General features: G+C 52.2%; 14 protein-coding genes. 10 read left to right on the forward strand and 4 right to left on the reverse strand.

Annotated elements, in window-relative coordinates:
• The first annotated feature begins 104 nt into the window (after positions 1-104).
• The 5 genes from mglB (at position 105) to N7922_RS08525 (ending at position 4,768) form a co-directional block, all read left to right on the forward strand.
• Entirely contained in the window at positions 105-1,103 is a 999-nt protein-coding gene (mglB, locus tag N7922_RS08505; RefSeq protein ID WP_263100103.1) for a galactose/glucose ABC transporter substrate-binding protein MglB, read from the forward strand.
• 86 nt (positions 1,104-1,189) lie between these two features.
• The gene (gene mglA / locus N7922_RS08510) at positions 1,190-2,710 is read left to right on the forward strand and encodes a galactose/methyl galactoside ABC transporter ATP-binding protein MglA (protein WP_263100104.1); all 1,521 of its coding nucleotides are present in this window, start codon (positions 1,190-1,192) and stop codon (positions 2,708-2,710) included.
• A gap of 15 nt (positions 2,711-2,725) precedes the next feature.
• Positions 2,726-3,736: a galactose/methyl galactoside ABC transporter permease MglC gene (gene mglC / locus N7922_RS08515; protein WP_263100105.1), complete on the forward strand. Its 1,011-nt coding sequence runs from the start codon at positions 2,726-2,728 to the stop codon at positions 3,734-3,736.
• Positions 3,737-3,904: 168 nt separating this feature from the next.
• Positions 3,905-4,132 (forward strand): hypothetical protein, encoded by a 228-nt coding sequence (locus N7922_RS08520; RefSeq protein ID WP_263100106.1) that lies wholly within the window; start codon positions 3,905-3,907, stop codon positions 4,130-4,132.
• Between the two features lie 210 nt (positions 4,133-4,342).
• Positions 4,343-4,768, forward strand: coding sequence for a hypothetical protein (locus tag N7922_RS08525; RefSeq protein ID WP_263100107.1), 426 nt, complete (start codon positions 4,343-4,345; stop codon positions 4,766-4,768).
• A gap of 7 nt (positions 4,769-4,775) precedes the next feature.
• On the opposite strand, the gene sanA is transcribed toward N7922_RS08525, so the two are convergent.
• From sanA to N7922_RS08545, 4 genes are all read right to left on the reverse strand, one after another.
• Positions 4,776-5,495: an outer membrane permeability protein SanA gene (gene sanA / locus N7922_RS08530; protein WP_263100108.1), complete on the reverse strand. Its 720-nt coding sequence runs from the start codon at positions 5,493-5,495 to the stop codon at positions 4,776-4,778.
• Between the two features lie 125 nt (positions 5,496-5,620).
• Entirely contained in the window at positions 5,621-6,505 is an 885-nt protein-coding gene (gene cdd, locus N7922_RS08535) for a cytidine deaminase (RefSeq protein WP_263100109.1), read from the reverse strand.
• Between the two features lie 129 nt (positions 6,506-6,634).
• Positions 6,635-7,330, reverse strand: coding sequence for a CidB/LrgB family autolysis modulator (locus N7922_RS08540; protein ID WP_263100110.1), 696 nt, complete (start codon positions 7,328-7,330; stop codon positions 6,635-6,637).
• Positions 7,327-7,725, reverse strand: a complete 399-nt coding sequence (locus N7922_RS08545) for a CidA/LrgA family protein (protein WP_263100111.1) — start codon at positions 7,723-7,725, stop codon at positions 7,327-7,329. Before N7922_RS08545 ends, N7922_RS08540 begins: the two co-directional genes overlap by 4 nt.
• A gap of 229 nt (positions 7,726-7,954) precedes the next feature.
• Between N7922_RS08545 and dusC the strand changes: the two genes are divergently transcribed.
• From dusC to bglF, 5 genes are all read left to right on the forward strand, one after another.
• The gene (gene dusC, locus N7922_RS08550; RefSeq protein WP_263100112.1) at positions 7,955-8,911 is read left to right on the forward strand and encodes a tRNA dihydrouridine(16) synthase DusC; all 957 of its coding nucleotides are present in this window, start codon (positions 7,955-7,957) and stop codon (positions 8,909-8,911) included.
• A gap of 258 nt (positions 8,912-9,169) precedes the next feature.
• Entirely contained in the window at positions 9,170-10,492 is a 1,323-nt protein-coding gene (locus N7922_RS08555) for an OprD family porin (RefSeq protein WP_263100113.1), read from the forward strand.
• Between the two features lie 16 nt (positions 10,493-10,508).
• A complete protein-coding gene (gene surE / locus N7922_RS08560) occupies positions 10,509-11,381 on the forward strand; it encodes a 5'/3'-nucleotidase SurE (protein ID WP_263100115.1) in 873 nt (290 codons plus the stop codon).
• Positions 11,382-11,539: 158 nt separating this feature from the next.
• Positions 11,540-12,373, forward strand: coding sequence for a transcriptional antiterminator BglG (gene bglG, locus N7922_RS08565; protein WP_263100116.1), 834 nt, complete (start codon positions 11,540-11,542; stop codon positions 12,371-12,373).
• A gap of 144 nt (positions 12,374-12,517) precedes the next feature.
• Positions 12,518-14,377 (forward strand): PTS beta-glucoside transporter subunit IIABC, encoded by a 1,860-nt coding sequence (gene bglF, locus N7922_RS08570; protein ID WP_263100117.1) that lies wholly within the window; start codon positions 12,518-12,520, stop codon positions 14,375-14,377.
• Positions 14,378-14,383: the final 6 nt, after the last annotated feature.

The following is a 14,383-nucleotide window of genomic DNA, read 5'->3' on the forward strand; positions in this document are numbered from 1 at the left end:
GATTTTTTAGAGTGAACTTCGGTCGAAAGTAACGTTTCAATAACATACTTCCCACCGAGCTTTTTTCACAAGAACTACCCTGCATATAAAAAACCGGAGATACCATGAATAAGAAGGTGTTGACTCTGTCTGCTGTAATGGCAAGCATGCTTTTCGGCGCAGCCGCACACGCAGCGGATACCCGCATTGGTGTGACCATCTATAAGTATGACGACAACTTTATGTCCGTTGTGCGTAAGGCGATTGAGAAAGATGCCAAAGAAGCGCCGAATGTTCAGCTGCTGATGAACGACTCCCAGAATGACCAATCCAAACAGAATGACCAGATTGACGTTCTGCTGGCGAAAGGCGTGAAAGCGCTGGCCATCAACCTGGTTGACCCGGCTGCTGCAGGCACCGTTATTGAGAAAGCCCGTGGTCAGAACGTGCCAGTGGTGTTCTTCAACAAAGAACCTTCCCGTAAAGCGCTGGATAGCTATGACAAAGCGTACTACGTCGGTACCGACTCTAAAGAATCCGGTGTGATTCAGGGTGATCTGATCGCCAAACACTGGGCGGCAAACCAGGGCTGGGACCTGAACAAAGACGGTCAGATCCAGTTTGTACTGCTGAAAGGCGAACCGGGCCATCCGGATGCTGAAGCGCGCACCACTTACGTTATCAAAGAGCTGAACGATAAAGGCATCAAAACGCAGCAACTGGCGTTAGATACCGCAATGTGGGATACCGCTCAGGCGAAAGACAAAATGGACGCCTGGCTCTCCGGCCCGAACGCAAACAAAATTGAAGTGGTTATCGCCAACAACGACGCCATGGCAATGGGTGCTGTTGAAGCGCTGAAAGCGCACAACAAGAGCTCAATTCCGGTATTTGGCGTAGATGCGCTGCCTGAAGCCCTGGCACTGGTTAAATCCGGCGCAATGGCGGGTACCGTACTGAACGATGCCAACAACCAGGCGAAAGCCAGCTTCGACCTGGCGAAAAACCTCGCCGAAGGTAAAGGCGCGGCGGATGGCACCAACTGGAAAATCGAAAACAAAGTTGTTCGTATTCCTTACGTTGGTGTAGATAAAGACAACCTCGCTCAGATTGCTGGTAAATAATATTTAGCTAGTCTGTTTTCACAGGGCGTATTAAAAAATACGCCCTTTTATAACAACATGATATGCCAGGCCAACAAGGTACAATTATGGTCAGCAATAATACTCAGTCGTCAGGTGAATTCTTGTTGGAAATGAGCAATATCAACAAGTCTTTTCCAGGCGTAAAGGCACTCGATAATGTCAATTTAAAAGTTCGTCCTCATTCCATTCATGCATTAATGGGTGAGAACGGCGCGGGTAAATCAACGTTATTAAAATGTCTTTTTGGGATCTATCAAAAAGATTCCGGCAGCATCCTTTTTCAGGGGAAAGAGATCGATTACCATTCGGCTAAAGAAGCACTGGAAAATGGTATCTCGATGGTTCACCAGGAACTTAACCTGGTGCTGCAACGTTCCGTGATGGATAACATGTGGTTGGGGCGTTACCCCACCAAAGGCGTGTTTGTCGATCAGGATAAAATGTACCGCGATACGAAAGCTATTTTTGATGAGCTGGATATCGATATCGACCCGCGAGCACGCGTGGGCACATTATCTGTTTCGCAAATGCAGATGATTGAAATTGCGAAAGCGTTCTCCTATGACGCCAAGATCGTTATTATGGATGAACCGACGTCGTCATTGACGGAAAAAGAAGTCAATCATCTGTTTAAAATTATCCGTAAGCTGAAAGATCGCGGCTGCGGTATTGTTTATATCTCTCATAAAATGGAAGAGATCTTCCAGCTTTGCGATGAAATAACCATCCTGCGCGACGGCCAGTGGATTGCCACCCAGCCGCTGGAAGGACTGGATATGGATAAGATCATCGCCATGATGGTGGGGCGTTCGCTGAACCAGCGCTTCCCGGACAAGCATAACGAGCCGGGCGAAACGATCCTTGAAGTGCGTAACCTGACTTCGCTGCGTCAGCCGTCTATTCGCGATGTCTCCTTTGATTTGCGCAAGGGCGAAATCCTCGGTATCGCCGGTCTGGTTGGTGCAAAACGTACTGATATCGTCGAGACGCTGTTTGGTATCCGCGAGAAATCCGCCGGTACTATTAAACTGCATGGCAAGCCGATTAATAATCATAATGCGAATGAAGCGATTAATAATGGCTTTGCTCTGGTAACCGAAGAACGCCGTTCAACCGGTATTTACGCTTACCTCGATATTGGTTTTAACTCACTGATTTCCAATATTCAGAATTACAAAAACAAAGTCGGTCTGCTGGATAATAGCCGTATGAAGAGTGATACCCAATGGGTTATCGACTCGATGCGTGTGAAAACCCCAGGACACCGTACGCAAATTGGTTCACTGTCTGGTGGTAACCAACAGAAAGTGATTATTGGTCGCTGGTTATTAACCCAGCCAGAAATCTTAATGCTCGATGAGCCAACGCGTGGTATTGACGTTGGTGCGAAATTTGAAATTTATCAGCTGATTGCCGAATTGGCGAAAAAGAATAAGGGGATCATTATTATTTCCTCTGAAATGCCTGAGCTGTTAGGCATCACTGACCGTATTCTGGTAATGAGCAATGGCCTCGTTTCCGGAATTGTTGACACTAAAACCACAACGCAAAACGAAATTCTCCGTCTTGCGTCTTTGCACCTTTAAGATCAGGGGCTCCTCATGAGTGCGTTAAATAAAAAAACTTTTCTCACTTATCTGAAAGACGGCGGCATTTATGTTGTTCTTTTAGTGTTACTGGCCATTATTATTTTCCAGGATCCCACATTCTTAAGTCTGCTGAACTTAAGTAACATTCTGACCCAATCTTCCGTGCGTATTATTATCGCGCTGGGCGTGGCGGGACTGATTGTTACACAGGGTACTGACCTTTCCGCCGGGCGCCAGGTGGGCCTTGCTGCGGTGGTTGCCGCAACACTGCTGCAATCAATGGAAAACGCCAATAAAGTCTTCCCCGATATGGCCACCATGCCGATTCCGGTGGTGATCCTGATTGTTTGCGCCATTGGCGCGATTATCGGGCTGGTGAACGGTATCGTTATTGCTTACCTGAACGTAACGCCGTTTATCACGACTCTGGGTACGATGATTATCGTTTACGGTATCAACTCCTTGTACTACGACTTTGTCGGTGCGTCGCCGATTTCCGGCTTCGACAGCGGTTTCTCCACCTTTACGCAGGGCTTTATTGCGCTGGGCAGTTTCCGCCTGTCGTATATCACCTTCTATGCGTTAATCGCCGTCGCCTTTGTCTGGATCCTGTGGAATAAAACCCGCTTTGGCAAAAATATTTTCGCTATCGGTGGTAACCCGGAAGCGGCGAAAGTGTCCGGCGTGAACGTGGCGCTGAACCTGCTGATGATTTATGCGCTGTCCGGCGTGTTCTATGCCTTCGGCGGTATGCTGGAAGCGGGTCGTATCGGTTCTGCAACCAACAACCTCGGCTTTATGTATGAGCTGGATGCTATCGCAGCTTGTGTGGTGGGCGGCGTTTCCTTCAGCGGCGGCGTGGGTACCGTACTGGGCGTGGTGACCGGTGTGATTATCTTCACCGTTATCAACTACGGTCTGACCTATATCGGCATTAACCCGTACTGGCAGTACATCATCAAGGGCGGCATCATCATCTTTGCTGTGGCGCTGGACTCCCTGAAATACGCGCGTAAGAAATAAGCGTGTCATACTCAACAAGCCTGCTGGTTCCAGCGGGCTTTTTTTATGCCTGTCATTAATAGGTCATGGATGGGGCGGGTGCGAAAAAACTTTGTCTAAACAAATTTGTTAAATTTTCCGCTTCGATGCTACGCTCAAATAAGACACAGCATTAATGAGGTAATTCTGATGGACAAAGAATTCGTGTTTCCTGCTTTTCCTGTTATCGGCTGGCAAGTTGGGCCGGTGGAAGATTTGAATGGTGTGGTAGTCAAATTTGGTTACAGTACGTCGCCCTATGGACCCGGTGCGACAACCTTTGATTCGCAATTTTTTAGTCTGACGCCGGAAATGGTCAAAAGCCTGATCTACGACCTGGAGCGCAGTTTGCACCGGTGTGAAGACAAAGTCGCCTGACACGCTGCCAAGAGACTACGCGCAGCCGCTGTTGAGACTCTTTTGTGCCCTGCGCGGTAGTTTTCCCTCTTGCAAATTTTCGTCCCGACGCGTGCGCAACTGACCGCCGCATTAACAATTAAGTCTATTCTGAATGCCTTCCGCTCCGCAGGTACTTACGCTTGAAAGATAAATCTCTGAAATTAGTATCTGCAGCTCAGAGGGGCGCCTATGAATGTTGTGTATTTTAAAGTTGATCACCTTCCGCACGAAAAAACCGAACATGTGAATTTCTACCTTAAGGGAGTTGAATTACTGCGTGATGGCGAAGTGGTTGCCACCCCCGGTGATATCAAGGTCACATTCCTGCCGTTTTACTATTTTTGCACGGTGCCTACCGGCTTTCGCAAAATCGAATTCAAAATGAAGAACGCAGCGCCAGCCCGTATTTACTGTTCGGCGGGGTATTTAAAAACCGGGGAGTATCTTGTCGAAACGCCGGAGGGGGAGACGATATTCTCGTTTAATGCGCTGAGCGGCTTATGGACGCTCGACAGGAATGAGGAGGAGGTTATCGATCACCGCGCGTTTAAGGCACGGGATTTTACCCTTATCAGACCCGTGAAGAGCGCAAATCGCAATGTGTCGGCGTACTGACGCCGGATCAGTTTTTCCCTTTCTTTTGCATCTCAAACAGTTGCCCGGCGGTGACGGCCGGGTAACCTTGCGCATTATCCGGAACTTCCTGCAATGACGGAATGGGCACCAGCGGGCCTAAAAAACGTGGCTCGCGCTTGAACATGTACAGATCCGCGATGGTGCCGAGCCGCGCACCGAATTCCCGCACCCGAACGCTCCACATATCTTTTGGCGATGGCACGGCGTAACACTGCGCCTGGATCCCCATATGCTGGGCGATAAATAGCGCACGCTCACAGTGGAAACGCTGGGTGATAATGATGAAATCGTTGGTATCAAAGACCTTACGCGTGCGGACAATCGAATCGAGGGTGCGAAAACCGGCATAGTCGAGCACGATGTCGGAGGGATCGACGCCAGCGGCAATCAGATCTTTACGCATGGTCATCGGCTCATTATAGCTTTGCAACGCGTTATCGCCGCTGAGCAACAGATAGTTGACCTTGCCGCTGTTATAGGCGTTCAGCGCGCCCTGAATACGGTAACGGTAATATTGATTGATAACGCCAGTGCGGTAGTACTTCGCGGTGCCGAGCACAACGCCTACCTGCCGCCAGGGCAGATCCTGTAAATCGTCGTAGATATAGGGCGAGGTTTTCCAGCTCATCCAGCGATCGAGACCAAGCGCTGTTAACAGCAGTAAGCCGATCAGGACTAACAGGCTGTATAGCAAACGCTTTAACATGCAGGAGACTCGGTACAGGATTGAAATTTAACTCAGGCTACTTTACCCGTCCGGCAAGCGCAAGAAACGGAGGTTCAATTGCGGGCTTTTTCATCACTGCGGGCGTGAACCCGCAGTGATGAAGATTATGCCAACAGTACGCGATCGGTATGCTGGCAGCCCAATGCGCGCAGCGTGGCGACGGTCGCATCCCACTGCGTGAGCGGTGCATCGGCGCGTTCTGCGAGCAGCGCGCGTTGAATGTCAGCGTAATCAAAACCACTCAGGTTGAGCAAGTTTAGCGCCCCCTGCAACGGTGGCAGTGTCGGGTTGAAAGCGGCGTTTTCCGCATAGCTGCCGCTAAAAATACGCCCATCACGACATTCGAGCGCAACCCCGGAGGGGGAATGTGTGTAAGGGGAGTGGCTGCGGTTCGCTGCGCTGATGGCCGCTTGCGCTAATGGCTCTCCGCTCACGGCAAAACCATGGTTCTGCTCGTCCATCAATAAGGTTTTGATCTCCAGATCTTTTGGGCCAAAAGCGTCCGGAAGATAATCGCCCAGCGTATGGGGCGCGCGTCCCGGCAGGTTAATGCGCAGACTCAGCCCGCTGTTCAGCTCATTCATAAACTGGCGGCAATGCCCGCAAGGGGTGTAGTTCACGGTGACGGAAGAGAGGGTTTGTTCGCCACGTAGCCAGGCATGGCTGATGGCGCTCTGCTCGGCGTGCACGGTTTGTTGCATCGTTGCACCGCGGAACTCCATATTGGCGCCAAAGTACCAGATGCCGCTGACGCCACGGGCAATCGCGCCAACATTGAAATGCGATAAATCGGTGCGGGCACAGGCCGCAGCAAGCGGTAACAGCGCAAAGGCCAGCGCATCGTCATCCATGCCGGTGGCGCTACGCAAAGTCGCCACCTGCTCCGCGCTCAGCATTGCGGGGAAGTGCTCATCCGCCAGCAGAGGCGCCAGCGCGGTTTGCAAATCTCCCGCCAGCCCGGAAAACGCGGTGTGAAAACGTGAATGCATGGCGTTGCCTCATAATCGTGTATTGGAACCGTAGTTTACGGGGCAATATCGTGATTATGTGTGATTTTACTCACACTATGTGTGCAACTTATGAAACTGAAATTAAAAATGCGCGACCAATCGCAAAGTTTAATGCAGTACCGCGACGATCAACGGAAACAGAAATGGTGCCACCAGTGAGGTAATAATTCCGCAGATCACCAATGCCAGCGAACTGAAAGCCCCTTCCTGATAATCCACTTCGGCGCAGCGCGCGGTGCCCAGCGCATGCGAAGCCGTGCCCATCGCCAGCCCGCGGGCGGATTTGGTATGTATGCGCATAAGATTGAGAAAGGTATGACCGAAGACTGCTCCCAGCACGCCAACGAAAATCACGCAGACGGCGCTGATGGCGGGAATGCCGCCGATGCTGCCGCCCACGGCCATCGCAATCGGTGTGGTGACGGATTTCGGCAACACCGACGCGGCGATTTCCGGCGTTGCGCCCATCAGCAGGGCGATAGCGGTACCGGAAATCATCGCCACCAGGCTGCCGCAAAAGCAGATGGTGATAATGGATTTCCAGCGCGCGCGGATCTGGTGCAACTGCTCGTAAAGAGGAAACGCCAGCGCAACCACCGCAGGTTGTAGCAAGTCGTTGAGGATTTTGCTGCCCTGAAAGTAGTGATCGTAAGGGATACCGGTTAACAGCAGGATGGGGATTATCACCACCATGGCGACAAGCAACGGGTTCAGCAGCGGCATTTTGAAACGCGCGGCAAGTTTACGGGCGGCGAAAAAGACCGCCAGCGTCAGTGGCAGCGACCACCAGATATACGTCATCATTCTTTATTACCTTCTTGCCCGGCGATTTTACGTTCACCATGCGCCAGATGGGTGCTCCAGCTCACCACCAGAAATACAATCACCGTACTGACCGCACAGGAAACAATAATGGGACCGAATTGCGCGCGCAGCAGGTCGTAATACTGCATCACGCCAACCCCGATAGGCACAAACAGCAGCGCCATATAACGGATCAATAGATAGCAGCCCGGATTGACCCACTTCGCGGGCAGGATTTGTAGCGCCAGCAGTACGAACATGATCAGCATACCGATAATGCTGCCGGGAATGGTGATGGGCAGAAGGGATGCGATATAGATCCCTGCGTACAGGCAGGCGTAGATAAGTACAAAAGCACGCAGATATTGCCAGATAATATTCAATGATTTACTCATGGTGAAAGCCCTTGCTGAAACGCATTCATCATACAATTAAAGCTAAAAACGTGCTACTGATCACATCATGAATTGTGAGCATACCAAACATTCCATTCTGGAACGTTATGCATTCCCACAAGATTTTCCCCGCGGGCTACCGGCAAGTGTAGTTTTTCCGCCCGATAAAGGCACTTTCCACACCGTGACAGAGACGCTACTATGGCGCCTCATTTTTTTGGGGTGATTTATGCGTGTATTACTGGCGCCAATGGAAGGTGTGCTCGATTCGCTGGTGCGCGAGCTGCTGACCGGGGTTAACGATTACGATCATTGCATCACCGAGTTTTTGCGGGTGGTGGATCAACTGCTGCCGGTAAAATCCTTCTATAAAATCTGCCCTGAACTGCACCGACAAAGCCGTACACCTTCCGGCACGCTGGTGCGCGTACAGCTCCTGGGGCAATACCCGCAGTGGCTGGCGGAAAACGCGGCCCGTGCGGTTGAACTCGGGTCATGGGGCGTGGATCTGAACTGCGGTTGTCCGTCAAAGCTGGTTAACGGTAGCGGCGGCGGCGCGACGCTGTTGAAAGATCCTGAGCTGATTTATCGCGGCGCGAAAGCGATGCGTGAAGCCGTTCCTGTTCACCTGCCAGTCACGGTAAAAGTGCGCCTGGGATGGGACAGTCCCGCGCGGCAGTTTGAGATTGCTGATGCGGTGCAACAGGCTGGTGCGACGGAGCTGGTGGTGCATGGCCGTACCAAAGAAGATGGCTATAAAGCAGAGCGTATTAACTGGCAGGCCATCCGTGAAATCCGCCAGCGACTATCGATTCCCGTGGTCGCCAACGGTGAAATCTGGGACTGGCAAAGCGCGCAGGATTGCATGGCGGTCACCGGGTGCGATGCGGTGATGATTGGGCGCGGCGCATTGAATGTACCGAACCTCAGCCGGGTGATTAAGTTCAACGAGCCTCGCATGCCGTGGCCGCAGGTTGTTGCTTTATTAGCGCAATATGCCCAGCTGGAAAAACAGGGTGATACGGGCTTATATCATGTCGCACGTATTAAACAGTGGTTGGGTTATTTACGTAAAGAATATATAGAGGCCGGAGATTTATTTTCTATTATTCGAACCTGTAAAACGTCTGTTGCAATTGCAGCAGAAATTTCTCGCGAGCTAAATCACGTTTCTGCTGATTTATAAAATAAGCCTCTGGTAGGTTGGTGTGTAGCGTGTTATTTATATCCGCGCAGCACATCAGGATTGTTACTGTTATACAGGCAAAACCTAAACATCATAATTCATTGTTTATCGAATTATGGGTTTGGGTTTTTTGTTTTTTAATGGCCTGATTAATAGAAACGCTTACGCGAACCATTTAAATAAATACTGATTACTCACAGGTGTCGAAAGTAATTCGACGGTGTTCCTGTGGTTTAAATATAAAATGGAATAAACAGTATGGCTCTATTTAAATTAACGTTACCTTTATTTTTTATTTCCGGCTGGAGTTGCGCAGCAATTTCCGCTAATGCCGTTCCTGTCGCCACCCAGGGCTTTCTTGAAGATAGTCAGTTTACGGTCACGCTGAAAAATGTCTGGATGTTGAGCACCAACGATCAGCAAGAGCAGGCCGGTATCGGTAAACAAAATGCCTGGGCGCAAGGGGCGTTACTGGATTACCAAAGCGGCTGGTATCAGGAGGCCGTCGGTGTTGATGCATCCTGGTACAGCGTGGCGAAACTGTACGCCAACGATGACTTCGCCGGTAGAGATCTGCTGCGCGATAAAAACGGTCATGCGGAAGGGTTCACCAAGATCGGTCAGCTCTATGCAAAGCTGAAATGGGAAGAGGGGGATGCCTACGCCAGGCTGTTTGCCGGTTGGCAACAGTTGTATAAGTTTGGCGTGCTCAACGTCACCCGCAGTCGCGCAGCCCCCAGTACCTGGCAGGGCATTCGCGCGGAAACGGGCTGGGGGACGTGGTCGGCTCGCGGCGCCTGGGTCACGCGTTTTTCCGAACGCGATGAACCGGAAAAGCGCGGTTTTTATACGCTGAAGAGTAATAAACCCATCGATTATATTGCCACCGGAGAAATGAACTGGAGCCCAACGAAATATGCCCGTATGACCTGGGTTGCCGGTGAGAGTCATCATTATCTGTTGCGCCAGGGGCTGGAGACGCAATTTACCGTACCGCTCGGCGAAAAGGAAAACCTCTTATTGCGCAGCGCCTGGTATTACAACCGTGGACTGGAGGAATGGGAGGGCGCTCGCGGTTTTACGCATGACGCTCAACATTTTTTCGCACTACTGGGTTATCAGTATCAGCAGATTGAATCCGGAATAGGGTGGTCAAAAACAAAGGCTCATCTTGAAAATGGGCTGGGAAATTTTTACTGGCATATGGGGAAAAATACCCGCGGTGCATTTAATAGTCCGGCGGATGGTGAAGGGAATGATTATGTCAACGATGGTGAGCAGATGTTGTATTTATATGGGAAATATCGTCTGTCGCCAGAATTTACCGTCGGGGTCTATGGCAATTATGGCTATGGAGCACAATATCAAACGACGGCATTAACGCAGTGGGAATACGGCGGATATGTTTCATGGACGCCGAAAAGTATTGCGGGTTTCTCTCTGTTTGCCGGATTTGGCCCGAGTTATAGCTGGAAGCTGGTGAACGGCAAACCGTGGCTGACGGACGATAAGCGGACATTTCACCGTTCGAAAGGGATCGGTGGCGGCGTGACAATGGAATACAAATTTGGTCTGCATTAATAAAAGGAAAATAAGGATGAATAAAACATTGCTGGCATTGCTACTCACTTCGCTCACCGCGGCGCATACGCAGGCTGCCGAACAGGCGATGCGCATTCTGTTGGTTAACGACGACGGATGTGAATCGGTGGGTACCACCTCTTTGCAGGAGAAACTTGCCGCCAAAGGGTACGACGTATGGATGGTGGCGCCCGCAACCAATCAGAGTGGTATTGGTTCGGCAATCACCTTTAAGCCCAACATGATTTTTGATGTGAAGAAGGTAGCGGAAAAACGCTATTGCTTCCCCGGCACACCCGCAGATTCACTGGATTTTGGTCTGCTTGGCGTGCTGAGAGACACACCGCCGGACCTGGTGATTTCCGGCGTTAACGACGGTCCGAACACCGGGGTGGCGCAACTCAATTCCGGTACCGTCGGCGCAGCGGCCCGTGCGGTGCGTTATGGCTATCCGGCCATTGCCGCCAGCATTGGCTATCTGTTTACCGTCGAAGAGATGAAAGCCGGCTGGCCCAGCACACACCAATATTGGCCGGACTCCGTTGACTACCTGGTTTCACTGGTGGACACGCTGCACAGCAAGTGGAAACCGGGGCAGCCTGTATTGCCTGTGGGCTCCGGGCTCAGTATTAACTACCCGCCACTGGCGAAAAACGCCATCAAGGGCGAGAAGTACATCGGCAACGAACGTTTCCCCGTGCCGCAGCACTACTACAAATTACTCGATGATGGTCGCGCACAGCAGGTGATGAGCGAGAACGTGCTGACGCCTACAGAGGCTGACACCGATACTGGCTGGTTGAATAAGGGCTATATCACCTGGACGCTGTTGGACGGCGAGTGGAATGCGCCGCAGTATGAATCACAATACAAAGCGCTTTTTCGTTAAGCGCCTGGCTGAGACGACGATCACAGTTTGTTTTCTGTCTCGTTGTTCGCCGTAGGGAAGCTGGTAGAGTGCTCAGGTGGATTGTTACTGCGAAAGCGGGCTAAACCTGATTATCTGGCTTCTGTCGGAGATCAGGTTTTTTTGTTTCTGGGGTCGTGATGAAGATCGCCAAAGTATTAAACAACAACGTTGTGGTGGTGCTGGACGCGCACCAACGCGAGCAGGTGGTGATGGGCAGAGGAATCGCCTTTCAGAAACGTCCCGGCGATCAACTGGATGAACGCTGTATCGAAAAGGTGTTTGCGCTGCAAAGCGATGAGCTGGTGCGTCGTCTTGGTGAACTGCTGAGTCAGATCCCGCTGGAGGTGATGACCGCCTGCGATCGCATTATCGAACTGGCGCGCGAGCGGCTCGGCAAGTTGCAGGAGAGTCTTTACATCACCCTGACCGATCACTGTTTTTTTGCCATCGAGCGGCAGAAAAAAGGGGCGGTGATCCGCAATGTGCTGCTGTGGGAGATTAAACGTCTCTACCCCAAAGAGTTTCAGTTGGGTCAGGAAGCACGGGCGATCCTCGCCAAACGCCTTGGGGTGCAGTTAGAAGAAGATGAGGCCGGTTTTATTGCCCTGCATCTGGTGACCGCGCAACTGAACAGCGAAATGCCGGAGGTGATGCATATCACCAAAGTGATGCAGGAGATTCTGCATATCGTGAAGTACCAGTTAAAGCAGGAATACGATGAGGAATCTCTTAGCTATCACCGCTTTGTGACGCATCTGAAGTTTTTTTCTCAGCGTATGCTGAGCCGCACGGTGGTGGAAGACGACGATCTCTCCCTGCACCAGGCGGTCAAAGAGAACTACAGCCTGGCATGGCAGTGTGCGGAAAAGGTGGCTCGTCATCTGGTCAGCACCTATCAGCGTGAGTTGACCACCGAGGAAATTATGTTTCTCGCCATCCATATTGAGCGAGTGAGAAAAGATCGGCGCTAAGGCTACGCCTCGCGTTCTGGCATTACCTGGATTGTTACTGCGTGATACAACGCAGGCAAAACCTGAGTTCGGCACCGCGAGGCGCCGGTCTCGGGTTTTTTTTTACTCAGTCACCGCCCTCGGGCATGAAGCAAGGAACACAGCATGGAATATCAAGCGCTGGCGAAAGAGATTCTGAGCCACGTTGGTGGAAAGGAAAACATCAACAGTCTGGTGCACTGCGCTACGCGGTTGCGCTTTAAATTAAAAGAGATGAAAAAAGCCGATGCCGAAGGGTTGAAAGCCAATCCCGGCGTGATCATGGTCGTCGAAAGCGGCGGGCAGTTTCAGGTGGTGATCGGCAACCATGTCCACGATGTCTGGCAGGCGGTACGTGACGAAGCCGGGCTGACGGACGACACGCCCGCGGCGACCTCCGAAGAGAAGGGCAACCTGTTCGGGCGATTGATCGACATCGTCTCCGGCATTTTTACGCCGTTTATTGGCATTCTGGCCGCGTCGGGGATCCTCAAAGGGCTGCTGTCGCTGACGTTGGTATGCGGCTGGCTCACCGCTGAAAGCGGAACGTACAAAATCTGGTTCGCCGCCAGTGACGCGCTCTTTTTCTTCCTGCCATTGGTGCTGGGTTATACCGCCGGAAAGAAATTTGGCGGCAATCCTTTTGTCACCATGGTGATTGGTGGCGCATTAACGCATCCGCTGATGCTCAGCGCCTTTAACGCCAGTCAGGGGGCTGATGCAGTCAGTGAAAGCTTTCTCGGTATCCCTGTGACGTTTCTGAACTACAGCGGCTCTGTAATCCCGATTATTCTTGCCGCCTGGGTAAGCTGCTGGCTGGAGAAACAGGGGAATCGCTTTTTACACTCCGCTGTTAAAAACTTTATTGCGCCGCTGCTGTGTATCGCCATCACCGTACCGCTGACATTTTTGATCATCGGCCCGGTGGCGACCTGGCTGAGTCAGATGCTGGCCTTTGGTTATCAGACTATCTACATGCTGGCGCCGTGGGCGGCAGGCGCAGCGCTGGGCGCGCTGTGGCAGGTTTGTGTGATTTTCGGTCTGCACTGGGGGCTGGTGCCGTTGATGATCAATAACATTGCGGTATTTGGTCAGGATACGATGTTGCCGATCCTGCTGCCGGCAGTCTTCGGTCAGGTGGGGGCAACGATGGGCATCTTCCTGCGCACCCGCGACGGGCGGCAAAAAGCGCTGGCGGGCTCCTCTATTGCGGCGGGCATCTTCGGCATCACTGAACCGGCCGTTTACGGTCTGACATTACCGCTGCGTCGTCCCTTTATTTTCGGTTGTGCGGCCGGGGCGTTGGGCGGCGCGATCGTCGGCTTTAGCGGCACCCATGTCTACTCTTTCGGTTTCGGGAATATCTTCACGTTTGCGCAGATGATTCCGCCTGGCGGCGTAGATGCGACCTTGTGGGGCGGGATCCTCGGCAGCGTCATCGCACTGGTGTTGTCCTGCGTGCTGACGTTTATTGCCGGGTTGCCGCAGGCGTCCGCTGAAAGCGATAAGCCGCTGATGGTCGCCGCCACGGATGACAACGCACTGCTTGCGCCGATGAGCGGCACCGTGCTGGCGCTGGACCAGGTGCCGGACAGCACCTTCGCCAGCGGTCTGTTAGGCCAGGGCGTGGCCATCATTCCGCAGGAAGGGCGAGTGATTGCACCGTTCGCCGGGGAAGTCGCCTCATTGTTTGAAACCAAACATGCGATTGGTCTGCTCAGCGACAGCGGCATTGAAATGCTGATTCATGTCGGCATCGACACGGTCAAGCTGGACGGAAAACCCTTCACCGCCCATGTCCGGGTAGGGGACAAAGTACAGCCGGGCGACCTGCTGCTGGAGTTTGACCGCGCTGCGATAATCGCCGCCGGGTTCGATCTCGCTACGCCGATTATTATCAGTAACAGCGACAGCTTCGGTGGCGTCAGCACCGTCGCGTCAACCTCAGTTCAAGCCGGGATGCCGCTGCTGGCGGTTGCCCGCTAATCAAAG

This window comes from Kosakonia sp. ML.JS2a (assembly GCF_025642095.1).
Lineage (GTDB): Bacteria > Pseudomonadota > Gammaproteobacteria > Enterobacterales > Enterobacteriaceae.

Bases quoted from the DNA above. Each gene is read 5' to 3' on its own strand.
- dusC (WP_263100112.1), top strand. From the start codon at position 7,955: ATGCGTGTATTACTGGCGCCAATGGAAGGTGTGCTCGATTCGCTGGTG.
- N7922_RS08525 (WP_263100107.1), top strand. From the start codon at position 4,343: ATGAATGTTGTGTATTTTAAAGTTGATCACCTTCCGCACGAAAAAACC.
- N7922_RS08555 (WP_263100113.1), top strand. From the start codon at position 9,170: ATGGCTCTATTTAAATTAACGTTACCTTTATTTTTTATTTCCGGCTGG.
- mglB (WP_263100103.1), top strand. From the start codon at position 105: ATGAATAAGAAGGTGTTGACTCTGTCTGCTGTAATGGCAAGCATGCTT.
- mglA (WP_263100104.1), top strand. From the start codon at position 1,190: ATGGTCAGCAATAATACTCAGTCGTCAGGTGAATTCTTGTTGGAAATG.
- mglC (WP_263100105.1), top strand. From the start codon at position 2,726: ATGAGTGCGTTAAATAAAAAAACTTTTCTCACTTATCTGAAAGACGGC.
- N7922_RS08540 (WP_263100110.1), bottom strand. From the start codon at position 7,330: ATGATGACGTATATCTGGTGGTCGCTGCCACTGACGCTGGCGGTCTTT.
- bglF (WP_263100117.1), top strand. From the start codon at position 12,518: ATGGAATATCAAGCGCTGGCGAAAGAGATTCTGAGCCACGTTGGTGGA.
- N7922_RS08545 (WP_263100111.1), bottom strand. From the start codon at position 7,725: ATGAGTAAATCATTGAATATTATCTGGCAATATCTGCGTGCTTTTGTA.
- N7922_RS08520 (WP_263100106.1), top strand. From the start codon at position 3,905: ATGGACAAAGAATTCGTGTTTCCTGCTTTTCCTGTTATCGGCTGGCAA.
- cdd (WP_263100109.1), bottom strand. From the start codon at position 6,505: ATGCATTCACGTTTTCACACCGCGTTTTCCGGGCTGGCGGGAGATTTG.
- sanA (WP_263100108.1), bottom strand. From the start codon at position 5,495: ATGTTAAAGCGTTTGCTATACAGCCTGTTAGTCCTGATCGGCTTACTG.
- surE (WP_263100115.1), top strand. From the start codon at position 10,509: ATGAATAAAACATTGCTGGCATTGCTACTCACTTCGCTCACCGCGGCG.
- bglG (WP_263100116.1), top strand. From the start codon at position 11,540: ATGAAGATCGCCAAAGTATTAAACAACAACGTTGTGGTGGTGCTGGAC.